Genomic DNA, 17590 nt, shown 5'->3' on the forward strand with positions numbered 1-17590 from the left:
GCTAGAAATGACCCCCTCATGTGCGCACGAATCACCTGCCCCTCCTGCGGAAAACCAACCTGGGCTGGCTGCGGCCAGCACATTGAAATGGCACTCGAGGGCGTACCCGTTGCTGACCGCTGCAAGTGCCCCTAATCTCGAGGCGCCCAACCCTCTAAATCTCCTCCGACCTTTAAGGAACTGACTATGCTGCTCGAACGCATCTACGATGAAGACCTCGCACACGCGAGCTACTTCATCGGCTGCCAGGCAAAGGGCGAAGCGATTGTCGTGGACCCCCGCCGAGACCTCAAGCCCTACCTCGACCTCGCCGCCAAGAACGGCATGCGGATCGTTGCCGTCACCGAAACCCACATCCACGCCGACTATCTCTCCGGAACCCGGGAGCTCGCAGCCGAGACGGGCGCGCCCATGTACGTCTCGGACGAGGGCGGACCCGACTGGACCTACTCCGACGCATTCGACGGCGCAGTTCGCATGAAGCACGGGCACCAGATCCAGCTCGGCAACATCACCGTCGAGGCTGTCCACACGCCGGGCCACACGCCCGAGCACATGTCGTTCCTCGTCACTGACGGAGCACAGTCGAGCGAACCAGGGTTCATGCTCACGGGTGACTTCGTCTTCGTGGGCGACGTAGGCCGCCCGGACCTGCTCGACGAAGCAGCCGGCTTCGTCGACACCCGATTCCAGGGCGCCAAGGACCTCTTCGCAAGCCTGCGGGACCACTTCCTGACGCTGCCTGACTATGTCCAGGTTCACCCTGCGCACGGTTCCGGGTCCGCCTGCGGTAAGGCACTCGGCGCGATCGCTGCTTCGACAGTCGGCTACGAGCGCAACTTCTCGTGGTGGAGCGCCTACCTCAAGAATGGCGACGAGCAGGGCTTCATTGACGAACTGCTCAGTGGTCAGCCGGATGCTCACGCCTACTTCGGACGCATGAAGCACCAGAACAAGGTCGGCCCCGCCGTTATCGGTGAGGCGCCTGAGCTCGTCGAGTACTCGGCCGAGCAGTTGGCCAGTGAGCTCGCCGACGACCAGGTGATCTTCATCGACACCCGCGGCAACCGCGAGGTCCACGAAGGCACGGTCGAAGACTCGCTCAACGTTCCCGGCGTCGCCAAGGCGGCAAGCTACGGTGCCTGGGTCGTGAACCCGGATGAGGAGCAGCGCCCGCTCGTTCTGCTCGCTGAGTCGCAGGAAGAGGCAGAAGCGTTCCGCGATCACCTCATTCGAGTCGGCATCGACACCGTTCGCGGTTTCATCACGTCGCTCGACGGGCTCGACCTGGTCAAGCCCAAGCTGGTCACGCCTGCGGAACTCGACGGCTTCGAGCGCGTCATGCTGCTGGATGTCCGCAACAAGACCGAGTACTCGGACGGCCACGTTCCCGGTGCCGAGCAGCTCTCCGGCGGCCGCGTGATGTGGCACCTCGACGAGTTGCCGTCGCCCGACGCTGGCACGATCGTGACGTACTGCCAGAGTGGCGTGCGCAACAGCGTTGCCGCGAGCGCGCTGCGTCGCGAAGGCTACGACATCGCCGAGCTCGAGGGCAGCTACCTGGGCTGGCTCTCCCACTCCGGTAACACGCCGGCTCTCGCAACGAAGTAGTCCCCCCCTCACCAACAAATCTAAGGAGTCCGAGTGGAACCTCAGCTGGTCATAATCGCTCTCGCGCTTGCGGCCCTAGTGGGTGTTTCGCTCGGACTTCTTGGCGGTGGGGGCTCGATCCTCACCGTCCCGATCCTCACCTATGTCCTCGGCATGGACCCTCGCGAGGCCATTGCGGCGTCACTCTTCATCGTGGGCGTCACGAGCCTCGTGGGGATGATCAGCCACGCTCGCGCCGGACGAGTCCGGTGGCGAACTGGTCTGATCTTCGGTCTGGCGGGCATGGCCGGGGCGTTTGCCGGCGGTGTCATCGGTGGATACATCCCCGGCGCCATCCTCATGATCCTCTTCGCGGTAATGATGATCGTCACCGCTACGGCGATGATTCGCGGTCGGAAAACGAAGGCCACGCAGCCCGGCGACGAGCCGGCCGAGCACAAGCCTGCGGTCCTGCGAATCCTGCTCGATGGGTTCGGCGTCGGCATCGCCACCGGCCTGGTGGGCGCGGGCGGAGGGTTCCTCGTAGTTCCCGCGCTCAATCTTCTCGGTGGCCTGCCGATGGCCATCGCTATTGGCACATCGCTCCTCGTGATCGCGATGAAATCGTTCGCTGGTCTCGGTGGCTATCTCCTGTCCACCCAAGTCCAGTGGCCGATCGTGCTCGCCTTCACCGGCATCGCCATCCTCGGATCGTTCGTGGGCGTCGCGCTCGCGGGCCGCATTCCAGAGAAGGCCCTCCGCAAGGCATTCGGCATCTTTGTCCTCGTCATGGGCGCGTTCGTCCTCTTCCAAGAACTTCCTCCCCTCATCGCTTCCCTCTTCCCCGCGTAGGCTCCCCTCGCACCGATCGAAAGGTTCGCCGTGCCCGGTCAATCCCCCGTCACCGAGACCGAAACTTCCCCCGAAAGTCCAACGATCGGCCAGTACGTCGCCGGATACGAAATCCCCGTCATCGACGAGAGGGCAGTCCGGGCCGCGGCAGGAATCCTCTTCCTGCTGGGAGGCGCCGCGTTCGCCACGGCGGCGTTCACGGGGTCAACCCAACCCCTGCAGCCATTCGGCATGTTCTTCATGATCGACATGCTCACTCGCGTGGTCGCGGGTGACCGCTGGTCACCGACTATGGCACTCGGGCGGCTCGCCGTGCGTGGACAGCAACCCGAATGGGTCGGGGCGCCGCAGAAGAAATTTGCCTGGTGGCTTGGCTTCGGGCTGGCCGCCGTGTCATGCGGGGGGATGGGCTTCCTCGCGGCTCCACTCGCAGTCACGCTCGCGCTCTGCGGGCTGTGCCTCACCCTCCTCTTCCTCGAAACCGCCTTCGGCATCTGCGTCGGCTGCCTTCTTCAGGCCCGCTTCGGCAAGCAGGCGCCCATGTACTGCCCGGGCGGAAAATGCGCGGTCGGCACCGGCCGCTAATCCCCCACCATCCAACAACCCATCTCATTCACAAGGAATCCACCATGCGCCGAACCATCGCCGCCACCCTTTCCGCTGTCACTCTGTTGTTCGGCCTCGCCGCGTGCGCGACCGCGCCTAATTCGGCCGGTTCCTCCGGCGACGTTGAAGTGGGGCCGGACGCCGTCATCCTCGACGTGCGAACCCCCGAGGAGTACGCGGGCGGTCACCTCGAAGGTGCCCAGCTGCTCGACTTCAACGGTGGCGAGGTTGCCGCGGCCATCCCGAATCTCGACCCTGAAGCCGAGTACTTCGTGTACTGCCGCTCGGGCAACCGCTCCGCCCAGGCTATTGCACTGCTCGAGCAGGCCGGGTTCTCCAACCTGACGAACCTCGGCTCGCTCGACCAGGCCGCGGCAGCGACCGGTATTTCAATCGTTCGATAGTCCAGACTAAAGTCGCGGTGCGTGCGCTCGAGTGTGAGCGAACGCACCGCGATCGCCGTATATCGCAAACTGAATTCTGAACCGGGAAGGCCGAGTCGTGGTCACTTCTGCTCGTCAGGCTCGAGGCGCTGCCGAAAAAGCCGCCGCAACTCCGCGGAATAATCGCGGCGTACTCCTGACTCTCTCGCTCGCGACTGCCGTCTCGGCCCTCGGGACGAGCATCGCGAACGTCGCACTTCCCTCGGTGGCTACCGAGTTCGCCATGTCGATGTCCGCGGTCCAGTGGGCAACGCTCGCGTATCTGCTCAGCACGACCGTTTCGGTCGTCCTGGTCGGCAATGTGTCCGATCGGTACGGCCGCTCCACAGTCTTGGGGCTGGGAATCGCGCTCTTTGTTGCAGCCGCACTCGCATCCGCATTCGCCCCAAATTTCGCCACGCTCGTGATCGCACGCGCCGTGCAGGGTGTCGGCGCCGCGGCAATGGCAGCGCTGCCGATGGCGACGATCCGACAGGTCGTGAGCCCGGAACGCGTGGGACGCGCCATGGGCCTCCTGGGATCGTCGATGGCAACTGGCATGGCACTTGGCCCCGCCGCTGGCGGCTTCATCGTGTCGTTCTTCGGCTGGCGCGGCGTCTTCCTGGTGCTCGCGCTGCTCGGTGGCCTCGTCTTTGTGCTCGCTCGCGCCTTCGTCAGGTTAGAGCCCGTCGTACCGCGCCAGCAAACCCGCTTCGATTACTTCGGCGCGCTGCTACTCGTGTCGGCACTGAGCGTCTTCTCAATAGCGATCACCATGCGCCCAGGTGGCTGGTTGGGCGCGCTCACTCTCGTCGCGTTCGCGGTGCTTCTCTTAGTGCTGTTCGTGGTCGTAGAGCTTCGTCGCACACACCCGCTCGTCAACATCCGGATGCTTCGCGAGGCCCGCGTGCTGCCGTCCTTTGCCGTCGCATTTCTCGCGGCATACATCATGATGACCTTCACGGTCGTTCCCCCGTTCTACCTGACGCGAGACCTCGGTCTCAGCGATGCGTGGATGGGTGTCGCGCTGGCCGTGGGGCCTCTGGCAGCGATCGCGGCTGGCGTTCCCGCCGGGCGAATCGTCGACCGCACGGATGCGAGAGTAGTGACGGTGTTCGGGCTCGCGCTGATGACGGTGTCCGCCGTGTCGTTCGTGCTTCTGCCGGCAGCATTCGGGCTCGTCGGCTTCTTGGTCTCGGCGCTGCTGCTCACCCCGGGCAATCAGCTGTTCATGGCCGGCAACAACACTGCGACGATGATGCGCGCGAAAGAGGGCCAGCAGGGCGTGGTGTCGGGGCTCTTGAACCTCACACGCAACCTGGGATTCGTTACGGGAACCGGCACTGCGGCGCTGCTGTTCGACTCGGCCTCGGTCGTGAACTCAGTCGGAGAAATCGAGATCTCTGGCCTTCAAATGAGCTTCGCCGCCGCCGCTATTGTCGGTCTCACCGCGGTCGCGTTGGCGCTGTCCACGGTGCGAGCAGCGAGAATCGAAACCCCCTCGCGCTAACACGCCCATAGGAGCACTCCGATGACACGACGCACGACCACACCGTCTGCCGCACGGCTCGGGCTGCGTGAGAACGCGGGCCAATTCGCACTGCTGGTCGCCGTGAACGCGCTCGTCGGCGGCATGGTCGGCCAGCAGCAGACGACGCTCCCGCTGCTCGCGACGCAAGAGTTCGGCCTCGACGGCTACGCCTTCATCTTCACGTACATTGCCGCCTTCGGCGTAACCAAGGCGGCCGCAAACTACGTGGCAGGCACCCTGTCGGACCGCATCGGGCGAAAGCGAGTCCTCTTGGCCGGGTGGCTCTTCGCGCTTCCCGTGCCGTTGCTCATCATCTGGGCACCCAACTGGGGCTGGATCATCCTCGCCAACGTGCTGCTGGGCATCAATCAGGGCCTCGCGTGGTCGACGACGGTGACCATGAAGGTCGACCTCGTCGGGCCAAAACAGCGCGGGCTGGCCATGGGGTTCAACGAGGCCGCGGGCTACGGCGCAGTCGCTGTCACGTCGCTTGCCGCGGGGTGGCTCGCGGATCAGTTCGGGCTTCGGCCTGCGCCCTTCTTGCTCGGCGTTGCCTACACCATCCTCGCCCTCGCGCTCGTTCTCTTCTTCGTTCGAGAAACGCGAGGCCACGCGAATCTCGAGGCACAGGCGCATGCAAACCAAGCGGCCGACCTGACCAGTGCGCAGGTCTTCGGCCTCACGACCTGGCGTGACCCGTCGCTCTCCTCCGCGAGCCAGGTTGGCCTCGTCAACAACCTCAATTTCGGTCTCTCATGGGGCGTCTTCCCGCTCCTCTTCGCGAGCCGCGGCCTCGAGATCGCTCAGATCGGCATCCTCATCGCCCTCTACCCGGCCGTGTGGGGTGCCGGGCAGCTCCTCACCGGCTGGCTTTCGGACCGCTGGGGTCGCAAGCGACTCATTACGACCGGGATGCTGACCCAGGCGGTCGGGATGGCCGTGATCGCGCTGTCCGGCGAGTTTCTCGGCTGGGCGTTCGGCGCGATCCTACTCGGCGCGGGCACGGCGATGGTGTATCCCGCGTTGCTTGCGGTGGTCGGGGATGTCGCTCACCCGGCCTGGCGCGGACGGGCAATCGGAATCTATCGGGTGTGGCGCGATCTCGGCTACGCGTTCGGCGCGCTCGTGGGCGGGCTCATCGCGAGCACCCTCGGCCTGACCTTCGCCGTGTGGGGTGCAGCGGCGCTGTCGCTAGTCTCCGCCATCGCCGCCATCGTCAGGCTGCGGGAGACGAATCCTCGCTAGACGGCGGCTAGACCGGGGTTACCCCTGCTCTCCCTGGTACACGTCAGGGATGCCGTCGCGGTTCGCATCCACGCTCTCACGAGCCTGAATGGCGCGGTATTTGCGATTTCGCAAGCTCAGCAGCACGGAGGCGATGATCGCGGCGATGAGCGACGCCGACAGGATCGCGACCTTGGCGATGTCCTGCTCTTCGGCGCCGGGCGCGAAGCTCAGGTCTGCGATGAGCAGCGAGACCGTGAATCCGATGCCTGCGAGCAGGCCGACTCCGATCAGGTCGATCCACTGCAGGCCGGGTGCGAGCCGGGTTCGGGTGACGGTGGTCACGAGCCACGTCGTCGCAACGATGCCGACGGGCTTGCCGAGCACGAGTGCGGCAACAATCGCGAGCGTTAGCGGGTGCGTCGCGGCTTCGACGATGCCCTCGATCCCGCCGATGTTCACCCCTGCCGCGAAGAACGCGAAGATCGGGACCGCGAACCCAGCCGAGAGCGGGCGGAAGCGGTGCTCGAACTCCTGCGCGAGGCCGGCCTTGTCGCGAATTGCCGACGCAGTTTGACTGCTGTGAACGACGGGAATCATGAATCCGAGCAAGACTCCGGCGATCGTCGCGTGCACCCCGGATGCGTGCATGAACGCCCACGCGATGATTCCGATGGGCAGCAGGATCAGCCAGGCCGCGAACGGCTGCAGCCCGAAGAATTTCCGGTAGCGCTGCGCGATGAACCCGTAGACCGCGATGAGCGCGAGCGAAATCAGCAGCGGGATGAAGTCGATCTGGTCGGTGTAGAACACGGCGATGATGGTGATCGCGAGCAGGTCATCGACCACCGCCAGCGTGAGCAGGAAGATGCGCAAGGCTGCGGGCAGGTGGGAGCCGATGATCGCCAGCACGGCGACCGCGAATGCGATGTCGGTCGCGGTGGGAATCGCCCAGCCGTGGCGAAGTTCGGGATGCGACCACGCGACCCACGTGTAGATCAGCGCCGGTACGAGCACGCCGCCGGCAGCGGCCGAGATCGGCACGATTGCGGTGCGGATATTGCGCAGGTCTCCCGCCACGAACTCGCGCTTGAGCTCAAGCCCCACGAGGAAGAAGAAGATCGCCAGCAGGCCGTCTGCAGCCCAGGCGCCGAGGCTCAGCTTGAGGTGCCACGGCTCGTAGCCAATCTCGAAGTCGCGGAGCGCGAAGTAGGAGTCCGACAGCGGCGAGTTCGCCCAGATGATTGCGATTGCGGCGGCGACGACCAGCAGCAAGCCGCCGACCGTCTCTTTGCGAAGCAGCGCACCGACTCGGAGCGCTTCGTTGTAGGTGCCATAACGCGGGAAAATGCGGTTCTTGGACGAGGCCACTGAATTCCTTTGGGGTCGGGTGTGAGGTCTTCGCCGACCAGACTTCCCGGCACACCTTCGCTGGCGGCAAGAATGGCACGCACAGCGGGTATCGAGTCTACAGGGTCATGGCCAACGCACCACGCGCACGCCCTGCCTCTCGCGGCTACGACTCGGATGGACCGAGCCTGGCGTCGTGGGTCGGCTGCGGCGCGGGCTCCTTGAGCTCGACGAAGATCGCGTGTGTCTCGGAGTCACCGGTGTTCTGCCCCGAATGGTCTTGCTCGTCGAGCCACCGAGCCTGAAACGGCTCCAGTTGGACCTCCCGCGCGTTGCCGCCGGAACGGATCGTCCGCCGGAAGGCGCTGAGCGTCACCATGACGCTGTCGGGGCTGCGAACCGTGCGCGCATCTTGTGCGCGTCGCTCTCTTCGCGACACAATGTGAGCGTGAACGACGAAACACGGCAGCAACTGCAGTTGATCGCTTCGACCGGCACCCGGCCGTTTGCTGACACTGCCGATGCGCTTCTGCGTGGCGAACTAGATTGGCCTGCCAAGGAAATCGATCAGTTCATCGACGGGTTCATGAACGACCCCTACCTCACGCGCAACGATTCACCGGAGTGACCGCGAACACGTCGCCGCTAGCCCCGTGACAACGGCGTTAGGCAACGTCGTTAGCTGTACGTCCGTGCCATCATCGTGAACTCTCGAACGACCTCCGGCCGCTCAAGAATTCTGAAGTGTCGGCCGCCCGGCAGCTCGACATTCCGCGCGCCCGGGAGCGCGCTCCCCTCGGGGATATGCGGGTCGAATTTCGAGTAAACCGACACGATTCTGCTGTTCACCGGCAGCTGCCCCGCCAGGGTGATGATCGTGGTGTCGTCGGGAGCGAATATTCGCAGGCTCCGCATCCGCATTGACCGGGCGTACTTCGAGCCGCTGAACGGTGTGGCGATCGCCAGCATCGCCGCGACGCGGTCGCCCGCCTCATCACCCGACATCACGTACTTCCCAACGAGGCCACCTTTGCTGTGGGTGACGAGGAGCACGTTTTTGAGGTCGTGTGCGTTGAGGTACCGCTCGACCTGCGCGCCCACCTCTGGCACGGGTCTGTGGTTGAACCCGAGCGGGTCGAGGACGTGCACGGGATGCCCGCTGGCGTGGATGCTCTCGACCAGCGGGGTCATGAATCGCCAGGGTTCGTAGACCCCGGGCACGATGACGACGGGCGCCTTGGTGCCCTCGAGATACATATCTGACCGGTCTCTGCTCAGCGCGGCTCGAAGCTGCCACCGGGCGGCGTACTCGTAGTCGAGCATCCACCACCTCAGGCGACGAACGAGCTCCCGTTTCATGTCGTCGCGTCCCTGGTGCTGCAACGCGCGACGAAGGCGAGGATGCGCTCGGCGACCTCAACGGGTGCCGTGTGCTGCACGACGTGCGCGTGCCCCGGCACGACCGCGAGCGACCCGTCGTGCGCGTGACCGGTGAGCCGCTGACACCACTGCATGTTGGCGATCGGGTCACGCGCACCGCGCAGGACGAGCACGGGTACGCGCACCTTGGCAAGGCGCTGTTCGATCGGGTAGGACAGCATGTAGCGAGTCTGGCGCAGGTACCAGGGCAGGCCGCAGCGCCAGAAGTCGGTGATGGCGATCCAGTTCGTTTTTGGGGATTCTCGGAGAGCATCCCTGAGCAGCCGGGTCGCTTGGACGAAGAAATTTCGGCGGCGGTCGTTGACGACCGGGCCGATCAACACGAGTGCGGATGCCAGTTCGGGGCGCTTGTTCGCAAGTTCAGTTACCCACTGCGCGCCCATGGAGTGCCCGACGAGTACCACGTTGGTTGCACCCAATTCGTCGATGGTGTCTCCGAGCACCTCGGCCATGTCGCCGATGTTGATCGATCCCTTTGGCTTCGGGGTGCCGCCAAAGCCCGGCAGGTCGACTGTCAGCACGGTTCCCTGGGCGGAGAGGTGCTCGTGCAATCGCTCGACCTGACTTGGACCTCTGTTTAGGAGTCAGGGAGTGACTTCCGCATAAACACGCGGAAGTCACTCCTATTTCTGCGGATTTTGACACACTAAACCGGCGGGTATTCTCGCTGGTATGTCCCCGTTCATCCGGAAAGTGAAGACCGCGTCCGGCGCGACCGCGGTCCAACTCGCTCGCCGCGTGGACGGACGCGACAAAATCATCAAGCACCTCGGGTCCGCTCACACCGACCAAGAACTCGCGGTGCTGTTGGAAATCGCGCGCCAACGACTCGATCCTGGCCAAGGCGAATTCGACCTCGACCTCGCCCCAGAAACCCCACCCGATCAGGGATCTAGTGGATCGCGCGCCGACGGTGCTGTCGTTGCGGGTCATGCCTCACGTTTGCTGTGGGACTGCCTGCAGCAGGCGTACCGGGCCTGCGGATTCGCGCGCATCAAGGACGACGCGTTCGAACAACTCGTCCTCGCCCGGATCGTGGAACCGATGTCGAAAACCGGCACCGGCAGGGTCCTCGACGACCTCGGCATCACCCCAGTACACCTGTCGACGATCAAACGCTGCCTGGCACGGATACAGCAACGTGATTACCGCGACACCGCCTCGGAAGCCTGTTTCGAATACGCTGCAGCCGCCGGTGGGCTCGCGCTAGTGCTCTACGACGTGACGACCTTATATTTTGAAGCGGAATACGAAGACGAGCTGCGCAAAGTCGGGTTCTCCAAAGAACGCCGCGTCGACCCACAAATCGTGGTCGGCCTCCTCGTCGACCAGTACGGGTATCCCCTGGAAATTGGGTGCTTCGAAGGCAATCACGCCGAAACCCGCACCATCGTGCCCATCTTGCGACAGTTCCAAGAACGGCATGAACTCGATGACATTGTCGTGGTCGCCGACGCCGGCATGCTCTCCAACAAGAACCTCCTCGACCTCGAAGACGCCGGCTACAAATTCATCGTCGGATCCCGCTCCGCGAAAGCACCACTCGATCTTGCGGAACGGTTCACCCGTCGTGGTGACGCATTCACCGATGGAGAGATCACTGAAACCATCACCACCCTCGGGCAGCAGCGCACCAAATGGCGGGCGGTGTATCAATGGTCCCGGAAACGGTTCGTGCGCGATAACCAGACCCTGAACCAGCAACGTAACCGTGCCCTTGCGCAGATCGCGGGCGAAAAGCCCGTCCACAAAGCCAGGTTCGTGAAAACCAACGGCGGGAAGAAATCCTTCGATGAGGCCTCGTACGAGCGGGCGCAGCAAGTCGCTGGGCTCAAAGGTTACGTGACGAACATGTCGATCGAACGGCTTGATGGTGCCGGTGTGATCGCTGCTTATCACGATCTCTGGCACGTTGAGCAGTCTTTCCGCATGTCGAAAAGCGACCTACGTGCCCGGCCGATCTTTGCGCACACCCGCGACAGCATCGAAGCGCACCTCACGGTTGTGTATTGTGCCCTCGCGGTCGCTCGGCACATTCAGACCGTGACTGGGGTGTCGATCAAGAAGTTCGTGCAACTGCTACGTCCGCTGCGCGAGGTCACGGTGAATATCAACGGGCATGAGCTCCTCGCGAAACCAGAAATCCCGGCCGAAGTCGCCGAAATACTCGGGGCATTCAAAACACACTAAGAGAGGTCCAAGTCAGGTGGGGCCATTAGTCGCCAGCCTCATCGTTGTGAAAGGCGGGATTCGTGCGGTCCGCAGGCGTTAGGCGTTGGGCTGCTTGGGCAATTCCGACACGTCGGCGGTTGAGCAGAATAGCTGCGGGGGTTGCCCCATCTTCCTCCCCTGTGCCTAGTCCGAATCCACAATCGCCATGTCTGGCTCGTCCTCGCGCCTGACGCCAAACCCGATTCGACCGCGCGGCGCGGACCCGTAGGGCATCGCGAGCGAGATCAGCGTAGCGACGTCCTCGGGTTGGATTTTGTCTGGCCAAGCGGAGCGCTTCAACCGTGACTTTTCGGGACGGCCGTCAGCGGCAGCTTCTTCCTTGGTCACAACCGGGTCAAACGCGAAGGTGAGCAGGAGCGCTCCGCGCGTGCTCGTGGCCGACGCGTCCGCAGCATCACCGGCCTTACGTTCCATGCCTGGCTTACCAGCGACCACTTCAAGGACAGTACGGTGCCTCGGCTCACTACCTGCATAACCCGGCCTATCTTTTCGTCGTTGACGCTCTCCGATCGAGATCTCCGATCCATTAACCGCACGCCGATACGACTCCCCCACTTGGGGAACAATGATCGCCCAATCGTCGAGTGTGCCCTCGCGAATGGCTCTTTCCATCATCGCGACGGTCGGGCTGAGCTGATCCTTCGAAACAAGTTCGATTTGCCGGAGTGCGGTCAATACCTCTTGAGCGCTAGCGACTCGAGTTCGTGCCGTAAAGTCTCTGCCGTTGGCGCCCCAAAAGGTTGCCGGTGCAGAAAGGCCCTGGAGCAGCGGCGCGATAGCTTCCAGGTGCGTCCTGTTGCGCGAACCGTCACCCCTATCGGCAAGCGAATTGAAGTCCTTGGCAACGCCTCCATCCCCTTCATACTGCAGAACAGCGTTATACATCTTGTTAGTTCCCGTCGGCCGAAGCCAGGGGAGCTGTTGAAACACGAGAGGCGGAACATGGATCGGTCTCACAACGGGCCGACCATCTTCCTTCAACTCAGAGAACTTCCGCAGCTGATCCCGAAATTCCTCTTCATCCTCGATGATGGAGGTAAATGCGTCGTAGAGGTCGTACGACTTACCTTTCGAATCCACCACATCTCGAGCGATATACAGCCGCACGAGGTCGCCGTACCCCGGTCGGTAACCGAACCATCGCCCCATCTGCATCAATGTATCTGCTGCCGTCGCACGCCGGCGATAGTACGAAACCGTCAGCCCCTCGACAGTAAAACCCCGGCTCAGCTTCGCACCGCCAACCATCACGCGCCAATACGGACGCAGCTGAAAATCCATTGCGTCATAGTCACTGTCCTTAGTGCCATTGACGACGACCACCGGGTCAGTATCCGCGGTAATGTCGTTTACAGCTTCTCCAATAGCCATCTTCAACTCGTCGAAACGCTCCGGCATTGGAAGGTTCTCCCACTCGGCACGAGAATCGTGCACGCGACGAAAATCACTGTCATACAACGACCTCAACCGAGCCATCCCTGCAGGCGTGCTGTAGCCAGCCTGAGCCCAGACGTCTCGGAAGCGGTCCGCAAGCTCGGAATGTTCCGAAGTCCGGACGGACTCATGGACGAGCATTGTGTGGTGCCGGTATTCAAAGCCCTCGAGGTTCGCTTGTCGCCATTTCTTGATCGCACCACTGAGGACGAACGCATCCAATGCATCTCGAATCTCTTGGTCCTCTGCCTGAGGATCGCTCTCGCCGTCGGCGATCAGATCCCTCACAAATGCGGCTTCGTTAGAACGCCCAGAATCATTCTTTGCATCGTCATCGATAACACCAAGGTCATGGAAATAGCGGCCACCCGCGTACTGGGATGACGGTTCGAGGCTCACGAGGAAGTCCTTCGGGAAGAGGTCTTCCGAGTCGTCCGGAGATATGAACACGTTCGCGAATGGCGTCGCAGTGTATCCGACGTACTGGGCACGAGGGAGCTCTTGCAACAACTGAGCGATGAGCTTATTGATCGTCGAGCGCTTCTTTGCGTCCGCCCGACTCTCCTTCGTCGAGCGCGGATTTACGGTGTTGACGGATGCCTGATCCGCTTCATCGTCGATGATGAGCGCCGGAATCTCCTTGCCATCAGCGCGGATGTTCTTGAGATCGTGGAGGAGGTTCTTCAGCGCGGTCGTGTTCTTCTTCATGACCGCGAGTCGCACATCAACCGAGTGGATGTTCTCTGACGCGTAGACCGGCTTGGCCATGTCCTGGAGTTCGCCGGTTCGGCGGAAATCCAATGTGTCTTTGCCGAGTCTTAGCTTCTTATAGTCCTGCTTCGCGGTCGTTAGCCGCTTAATTGCGGGCACTTCGGGCAGCGAATGTACGTCCTGCCCGTGGCGCAGGAATTTCCCGGAATACCAGTCGGAATCTTGTGTCCCGATGTAGTCAATCTCGCGAATCGAATCCGGATCGTCGACGTCGGCGCCGTCAAGAATGTTTTCTTCACCGACAAGCTCCATATCGAGTCGCCGTTGAGTCTGCCCACGCAACAGCTCGATGGTGCCGGTAAGCACGATGATGAGTCGGTAGCCCGCGTCGATAGCCTTCGCAACGATGCCAGTAAAGTTCGCCGTCTTGCCGCTTTGAACGTGCCCGACGACGAGTCCCTTCGTCTGATAACCGAGGGCTGCGCTTGGGTCCGCCAATCGTTGGACAATCTCAGTGGTCGAGCGATCGAGAGTCGTCAGAGCGTCGACGTCCCAACCCTTTCGCTCAAGGACGCCTCGATACGCACGCCAGTAAAAGTCATGCGAAGCCCTGCGATCTGCGTCATACCACGGCGTCCAGTTGTTCGGGTCGACGATCATCGCATCCATTTGTGAGGCGCTCGGGAATTCCGCATCGAGTCGTTCGCGCACGGTTGGAGAAATCTCGAGAAGGTTGTAAATCAGCTCGCGGCGCTCGGGACTCCCCTGCTTCGTGGAACCGCCCCAATCCGGGTCGGTTGATGCGTCCCAGGCTGCGAGCGCGAGGTGCATGGCACGCCGAGTTGGATCATTGAATTCGGCCACCGTCGTTGAGGCAATGATGTCCGCCTCGGTTGGGTTCACGGAAGACTTGCGTAGATCAAATTCCACAAGTTCGACGAGATTCTCCGGTCCGGTATCGCGGATTTGACCGAGGACTTTCCGGACTGACCTCGAGATCCGATCATCTTCTTCGTGAATCAAGCTGGTGCCTCGCAGAACGTGTCAAGCGGTGAATGAACCGCGCTGTAGTTGAGATTCGAAACATTCACACGGTAAGTCACACCTACGACATTGGCGCGGTTCGGCACGACTTGGTCGAGCCGACCTGACGTGATCGCTGGGAACTGGTCGTCGACGAGATACGCCCTGGGTTCGGAGCGCAGTTGAAATCTTCGCGGATAGAGATCGGCATCGGCTTGTCGCCACCCGATGCATTCCATCGTGGCGTCGAACGAACGTAACCCGAATTCGAGTCGGGATCGAATATCCGCGATCAGCGACGGAAGCGTGATCGCCCTCGATGCGCCGCCAGCCAATGTCAGCTGTATCGATACGAGGAAGAGCGGTCGATCCCTCGACGGTTCGAGCTGTGACTCCGAGCCGATGAGATGTGTACGGGACTCCGACTTTGTCGTTTTTATCTCGGCGTCAAAGTCCGCGAACCCGAAATCGTGCTCCTCGGCACGAGGGCCTAGCCACGACACCAAGGCCTCTTCTTCACCGATTTCTGCGAGCACGTGTTGGAGCACGAGCAGCTCTCCAATGAGCCCGAGCTCCTTCTCATCGGTCAGTCGTTGCCGGTTCGAGAGCAAGTCTTTAAAGGAAGAGAGCGCTTCCGAGACGGAGAGCCGAAATGTCGCGCCCGCCCGCATCTGTTCGACGATGGCTTCGACCAAGACATACGCCTCATAATGCATGCCCGTCGCATCAACAGTGAGCCGAAACCACTCGCGCCCCGATTGGGTGTAACGCCCGATAGTTAGCTTCTCGAAGCGAGTCACCTCAGGTTCAGCCCCCACCGCGGGAACTGTCAGTTCAATCGCTTCCTCGGCCGGAACGATTCGCATTCGAATTTCGGCCGAGGGGAACACCGGAAATGCAGTGCTCTCGCCGAACTTGAAATATTCTTCTATGGTGCTCGGATCAAGGTGAGTTGGGTCTTGGTCAGCGTTCTCCGTCATCCCGCAAGTCTTTCTCTCGACGGCTCGATTCGTCACGCACTGCTGCCAGCAGAAGCTGATCCCATGCCGCAATTTCTGCTTTCTCACGTGGGCCGAGATAAGCGCCTTCAAAATACTTCGAATACACGATGAGGAGAAGCGTCTTGATCACGGATGCGTCGTGATTGTCGCTGGGGTCGACACGCGACAACATTTCCCTGTATACAGTATTCAGCCAAAGCGTTCGCGTTTCGAGGTCTACGCGAACGAGCGATTCGGAATCAGGATCGAATTGCCAGCGAATATCGACCGGACCAGCTTCCGATGGTTCCACCGACTCGGCGAAGGCTTGACGAAGGGATGCGCTCAGTCCTCGGCCTGGGCTCACCAGCGTGACCGGTCGCTTGACGTAGCGTCGGCTCTCGCTTCGCCGCCCTTCAGCCACCGAGAGCATGTCAAAGAATGATGCTCCGTCGGGCCGAATCACCGCATTGCTAAGTGCTTCACGCAGGTCGGAATCGAGCTCGAGCCCCGCCTTTTCCGGGTTGATGGTGATGTGCGGCTGCAGTGCCTCGCCAATATCCATCGCAATCCGCACGTATTCCAGTTCGGGACGTTCTATAGTGAGTGTGTTCCAGCCCCCGATTTGTAGCAATCGATCATTGCGATAAAAATAAAAGCCTTGCGCTCGTGACCCGGGATTACCTCCGAGCCGAAACTCGGGGCGCCCAGATTGATTCGCTGGCCATATGTGCGCCGTGGCAGAACAATCCTTGCCGTCGATCGAAAAACTCATCTCGGCCGGAAACTTGTCATTGGGCAAAGACGTGTACCCGAACGGATCAATTGGTGCCACCTTGCGCGGTGCACCCGACTCTTCATAACCGATGTCAAATACATCGACTGTCACGCGAACTTTCAGTAGTTCGAGGTGCCGGTGGAAGACGATTCCGAGGTGAGTCATCAGTGAGCTGATTCGGTCATCAAGCCAACGCTCACGGTCACTGGTATCGGTGCTGGACAGAAACGTTCGGGGTTTTTTCCATTCCACGACGGTGCCCGTGGAAATTGCGAAATCAACTCGGAGGTTTTTCAGAATCGAGTCGACGTCGGTGTCCGCTAGTGTCCTGATCCGTTAATTCGTTTCAGGTATTTGGCGATGGATTCGAGGATTTCCTCGGCGGTCTTGGTCCAGATGAACGGCTTCGGGTTCTCGTTCCACGCCTTCACCCAACCGCGGAGGTCTCTCTCGAGCGCTTGCACGCTGCGATGATCGGAACGCTGTAAAAGATCACGAGTAACTTCGGCGAAGAGCCGTTCAACCTGGTTGATCCATGACGAGTAAGTCGGCGTGAAGTGCATGTGAAACCGAGGGTGCTTGGCAAGCCACGCCTTAACGGTGGGGTGCTTGTGTGTGGAGTAGTTATCGCAGATCACATGCACGTCGAGGTGTTCGGGGACGTTCTTGTCGATCTTCTGGAGGAACTTCTTGAACTCGATCGAGCGATGCTTACGATGAATTGAGGAGATCACCGTCCCGTCAGCGACGTTCAGCGCGGCAAACAAACTCGTGGTGCCATGCCGGACATAGTCGTGTGAGCGCCGTTCGGGGACTCCCGGCATCATCGGGAACGCCGGTTGCGAGCGGGCCAAAGCCTGCACCTGACTTTTCTCATCCACACTGAGCACCACCGCCGACTCGGGTGGGTTCAGATAGAGGCCAACAATGTCGTAGACCTTCTCAGTAAACAGCGGGTCGTTGGAGAGCTTGAACCCTTCCTCCAGGTGGGGCTTCAACCCGAATGCCTTCCAGATCCGCCCCACTGTCGATTTCGACAGCCCCGACTTTTCCGCCATCTTCGCCCGTGACCAGTGCGTCGCGTTCTGCGGCGTCGATTCCAGCGTGTCGATGACCACCTGTTCCACACGGTCCACACTGATCAGCGCGGGGCGACCCGGCCGCGGATCGTCAACGAGCCCGTCCAGCCGCCGCTCCAGAAACCGCGAACGCCACTTGCGCACCGTCGGTAACGACACCGCCATACGATTGGCCACCTCGGAATTCGAAGCCCCAGTCGCGCATTCCAACACGATCCGAGAACGCAACGCGAGATCCTGCGCTGACTTCCGGCGACGCACCCACCGTTCCAGTTGGTCACGCTCAGTTTCAGAGAGCTTCAGTTCGGGAAGAGAAGGTCCACGTGTTGCCATACTCC

The 17590-nt window shown here is 61.7% G+C and carries 16 protein-coding genes; 8 read left to right on the forward strand and 8 right to left on the reverse strand.

The features are described 5' to 3' along the window. Positions 1 to 186 precede the first annotated feature (186 nt). The 6 genes from GMOLON4_RS07720 (at position 187) to GMOLON4_RS07745 (ending at position 6246) form a co-directional block, all read left to right on the forward strand. The gene (locus GMOLON4_RS07720; RefSeq protein WP_026937735.1) at positions 187 to 1611 is read left to right on the forward strand and encodes an MBL fold metallo-hydrolase; all 1425 of its coding nucleotides are present in this window, start codon (positions 187 to 189) and stop codon (positions 1609 to 1611) included. 33 nt (positions 1612 to 1644) lie between these two features. Further along, a complete protein-coding gene (locus GMOLON4_RS07725; protein ID WP_026937736.1) occupies positions 1645 to 2442 on the forward strand; it encodes a sulfite exporter TauE/SafE family protein in 798 nt (265 codons plus the stop codon). Between the two features lie 30 nt (positions 2443 to 2472). Further along, positions 2473 to 3027: a DUF4395 domain-containing protein gene (locus GMOLON4_RS07730; RefSeq protein ID WP_051267341.1), complete on the forward strand. Its 555-nt coding sequence runs from the start codon at positions 2473 to 2475 to the stop codon at positions 3025 to 3027. A gap of 44 nt (positions 3028 to 3071) precedes the next feature. Next, positions 3072 to 3452: a rhodanese-like domain-containing protein gene (locus GMOLON4_RS07735; RefSeq protein WP_026937737.1), complete on the forward strand. Its 381-nt coding sequence runs from the start codon at positions 3072 to 3074 to the stop codon at positions 3450 to 3452. 97 nt (positions 3453 to 3549) lie between these two features. Next, complete coding sequence (locus tag GMOLON4_RS07740) at positions 3550 to 4980, forward strand: MFS transporter (RefSeq protein WP_051267343.1); 1431 nt, start codon at positions 3550 to 3552, stop codon at positions 4978 to 4980. 21 nt (positions 4981 to 5001) lie between these two features. Beyond that, entirely contained in the window at positions 5002 to 6246 is a 1245-nt protein-coding gene (locus GMOLON4_RS07745) for an MFS transporter (RefSeq protein WP_026937738.1), read from the forward strand. 18 nt (positions 6247 to 6264) lie between these two features. Here GMOLON4_RS07745 and nhaA read toward each other — a convergent pair whose 3' ends face one another. Together nhaA and GMOLON4_RS07755 are read right to left on the reverse strand one after the other, a co-directional pair. Beyond that, positions 6265 to 7596: a Na+/H+ antiporter NhaA gene (nhaA, locus tag GMOLON4_RS07750; protein ID WP_026937739.1), complete on the reverse strand. Its 1332-nt coding sequence runs from the start codon at positions 7594 to 7596 to the stop codon at positions 6265 to 6267. A gap of 145 nt (positions 7597 to 7741) precedes the next feature. Then, a complete protein-coding gene (locus GMOLON4_RS07755; RefSeq protein WP_181244136.1) occupies positions 7742 to 8014 on the reverse strand; it encodes a cytoplasmic protein in 273 nt (90 codons plus the stop codon). 9 nt (positions 8015 to 8023) lie between these two features. Between GMOLON4_RS07755 and GMOLON4_RS07760 the strand changes: the two genes are divergently transcribed. After that, positions 8024 to 8203 (forward strand): hypothetical protein, encoded by a 180-nt coding sequence (locus GMOLON4_RS07760; protein ID WP_146137556.1) that lies wholly within the window; start codon positions 8024 to 8026, stop codon positions 8201 to 8203. 50 nt (positions 8204 to 8253) lie between these two features. Here GMOLON4_RS07760 and GMOLON4_RS07765 read toward each other — a convergent pair whose 3' ends face one another. Together GMOLON4_RS07765 and GMOLON4_RS07770 are read right to left on the reverse strand one after the other, a co-directional pair. Continuing rightward, positions 8254 to 8934: an esterase/lipase family protein gene (locus GMOLON4_RS07765; RefSeq protein WP_026937740.1), complete on the reverse strand. Its 681-nt coding sequence runs from the start codon at positions 8932 to 8934 to the stop codon at positions 8254 to 8256. Continuing rightward, positions 8931 to 9536: an alpha/beta fold hydrolase gene (locus GMOLON4_RS07770; RefSeq protein WP_181244135.1), complete on the reverse strand. Its 606-nt coding sequence runs from the start codon at positions 9534 to 9536 to the stop codon at positions 8931 to 8933. The genes GMOLON4_RS07765 and GMOLON4_RS07770 overlap by 4 nt, the downstream gene beginning before the upstream one ends. 151 nt (positions 9537 to 9687) lie before the next feature. Here GMOLON4_RS07770 and GMOLON4_RS07775 point away from each other — a divergent pair, with 151 nt between their 5' ends. After that, entirely contained in the window at positions 9688 to 11205 is a 1518-nt protein-coding gene (locus GMOLON4_RS07775; protein WP_026937741.1) for an IS1634 family transposase, read from the forward strand. Between the two features lie 165 nt (positions 11206 to 11370). Here GMOLON4_RS07775 and GMOLON4_RS07780 read toward each other — a convergent pair whose 3' ends face one another. From GMOLON4_RS07780 to GMOLON4_RS07795, 4 genes are all read right to left on the reverse strand, one after another. After that, a complete protein-coding gene (locus tag GMOLON4_RS07780; protein ID WP_169516545.1) occupies positions 11371 to 13758 on the reverse strand; it encodes a Z1 domain-containing protein in 2388 nt (795 codons plus the stop codon). Between the two features lie 653 nt (positions 13759 to 14411). Then, a complete protein-coding gene (locus GMOLON4_RS07785; RefSeq protein WP_051267350.1) occupies positions 14412 to 15395 on the reverse strand; it encodes a PD-(D/E)XK motif protein in 984 nt (327 codons plus the stop codon). Further along, entirely contained in the window at positions 15379 to 16425 is a 1047-nt protein-coding gene (locus tag GMOLON4_RS07790) for a hypothetical protein (RefSeq protein ID WP_245575547.1), read from the reverse strand. The genes GMOLON4_RS07785 and GMOLON4_RS07790 overlap by 17 nt, the downstream gene beginning before the upstream one ends. A 68-nt stretch (positions 16426 to 16493) precedes the next feature. Then, positions 16494 to 17585, reverse strand: a complete 1092-nt coding sequence (locus GMOLON4_RS07795) for an IS630 family transposase (RefSeq protein ID WP_265415367.1) — start codon at positions 17583 to 17585, stop codon at positions 16494 to 16496. Positions 17586 to 17590: the final 5 nt, after the last annotated feature.

The organism is Gulosibacter molinativorax (genome assembly GCF_003010915.2).
GTDB lineage: Bacteria > Actinomycetota > Actinomycetes > Actinomycetales > Microbacteriaceae > Gulosibacter > Gulosibacter molinativorax.

Bases quoted from the DNA above. Each gene is read 5' to 3' on its own strand.
- GMOLON4_RS07720 (WP_026937735.1), top strand. From the start codon at position 187: ATGCTGCTCGAACGCATCTACGATGAAGACCTCGCACACGCGAGCTAC.
- GMOLON4_RS07735 (WP_026937737.1), top strand. From the start codon at position 3,072: ATGCGCCGAACCATCGCCGCCACCCTTTCCGCTGTCACTCTGTTGTTC.
- GMOLON4_RS07745 (WP_026937738.1), top strand. From the start codon at position 5,002: ATGACACGACGCACGACCACACCGTCTGCCGCACGGCTCGGGCTGCGT.
- GMOLON4_RS07765 (WP_026937740.1), bottom strand. From the start codon at position 8,934: ATGAAACGGGAGCTCGTTCGTCGCCTGAGGTGGTGGATGCTCGACTAC.
- GMOLON4_RS07775 (WP_026937741.1), top strand. From the start codon at position 9,688: ATGTCCCCGTTCATCCGGAAAGTGAAGACCGCGTCCGGCGCGACCGCG.
- GMOLON4_RS07785 (WP_051267350.1), bottom strand. From the start codon at position 15,395: ATGACGGAGAACGCTGACCAAGACCCAACTCACCTTGATCCGAGCACC.
- GMOLON4_RS07795 (WP_265415367.1), bottom strand. From the start codon at position 17,585: ATGGCAACACGTGGACCTTCTCTTCCCGAACTGAAGCTCTCTGAAACT.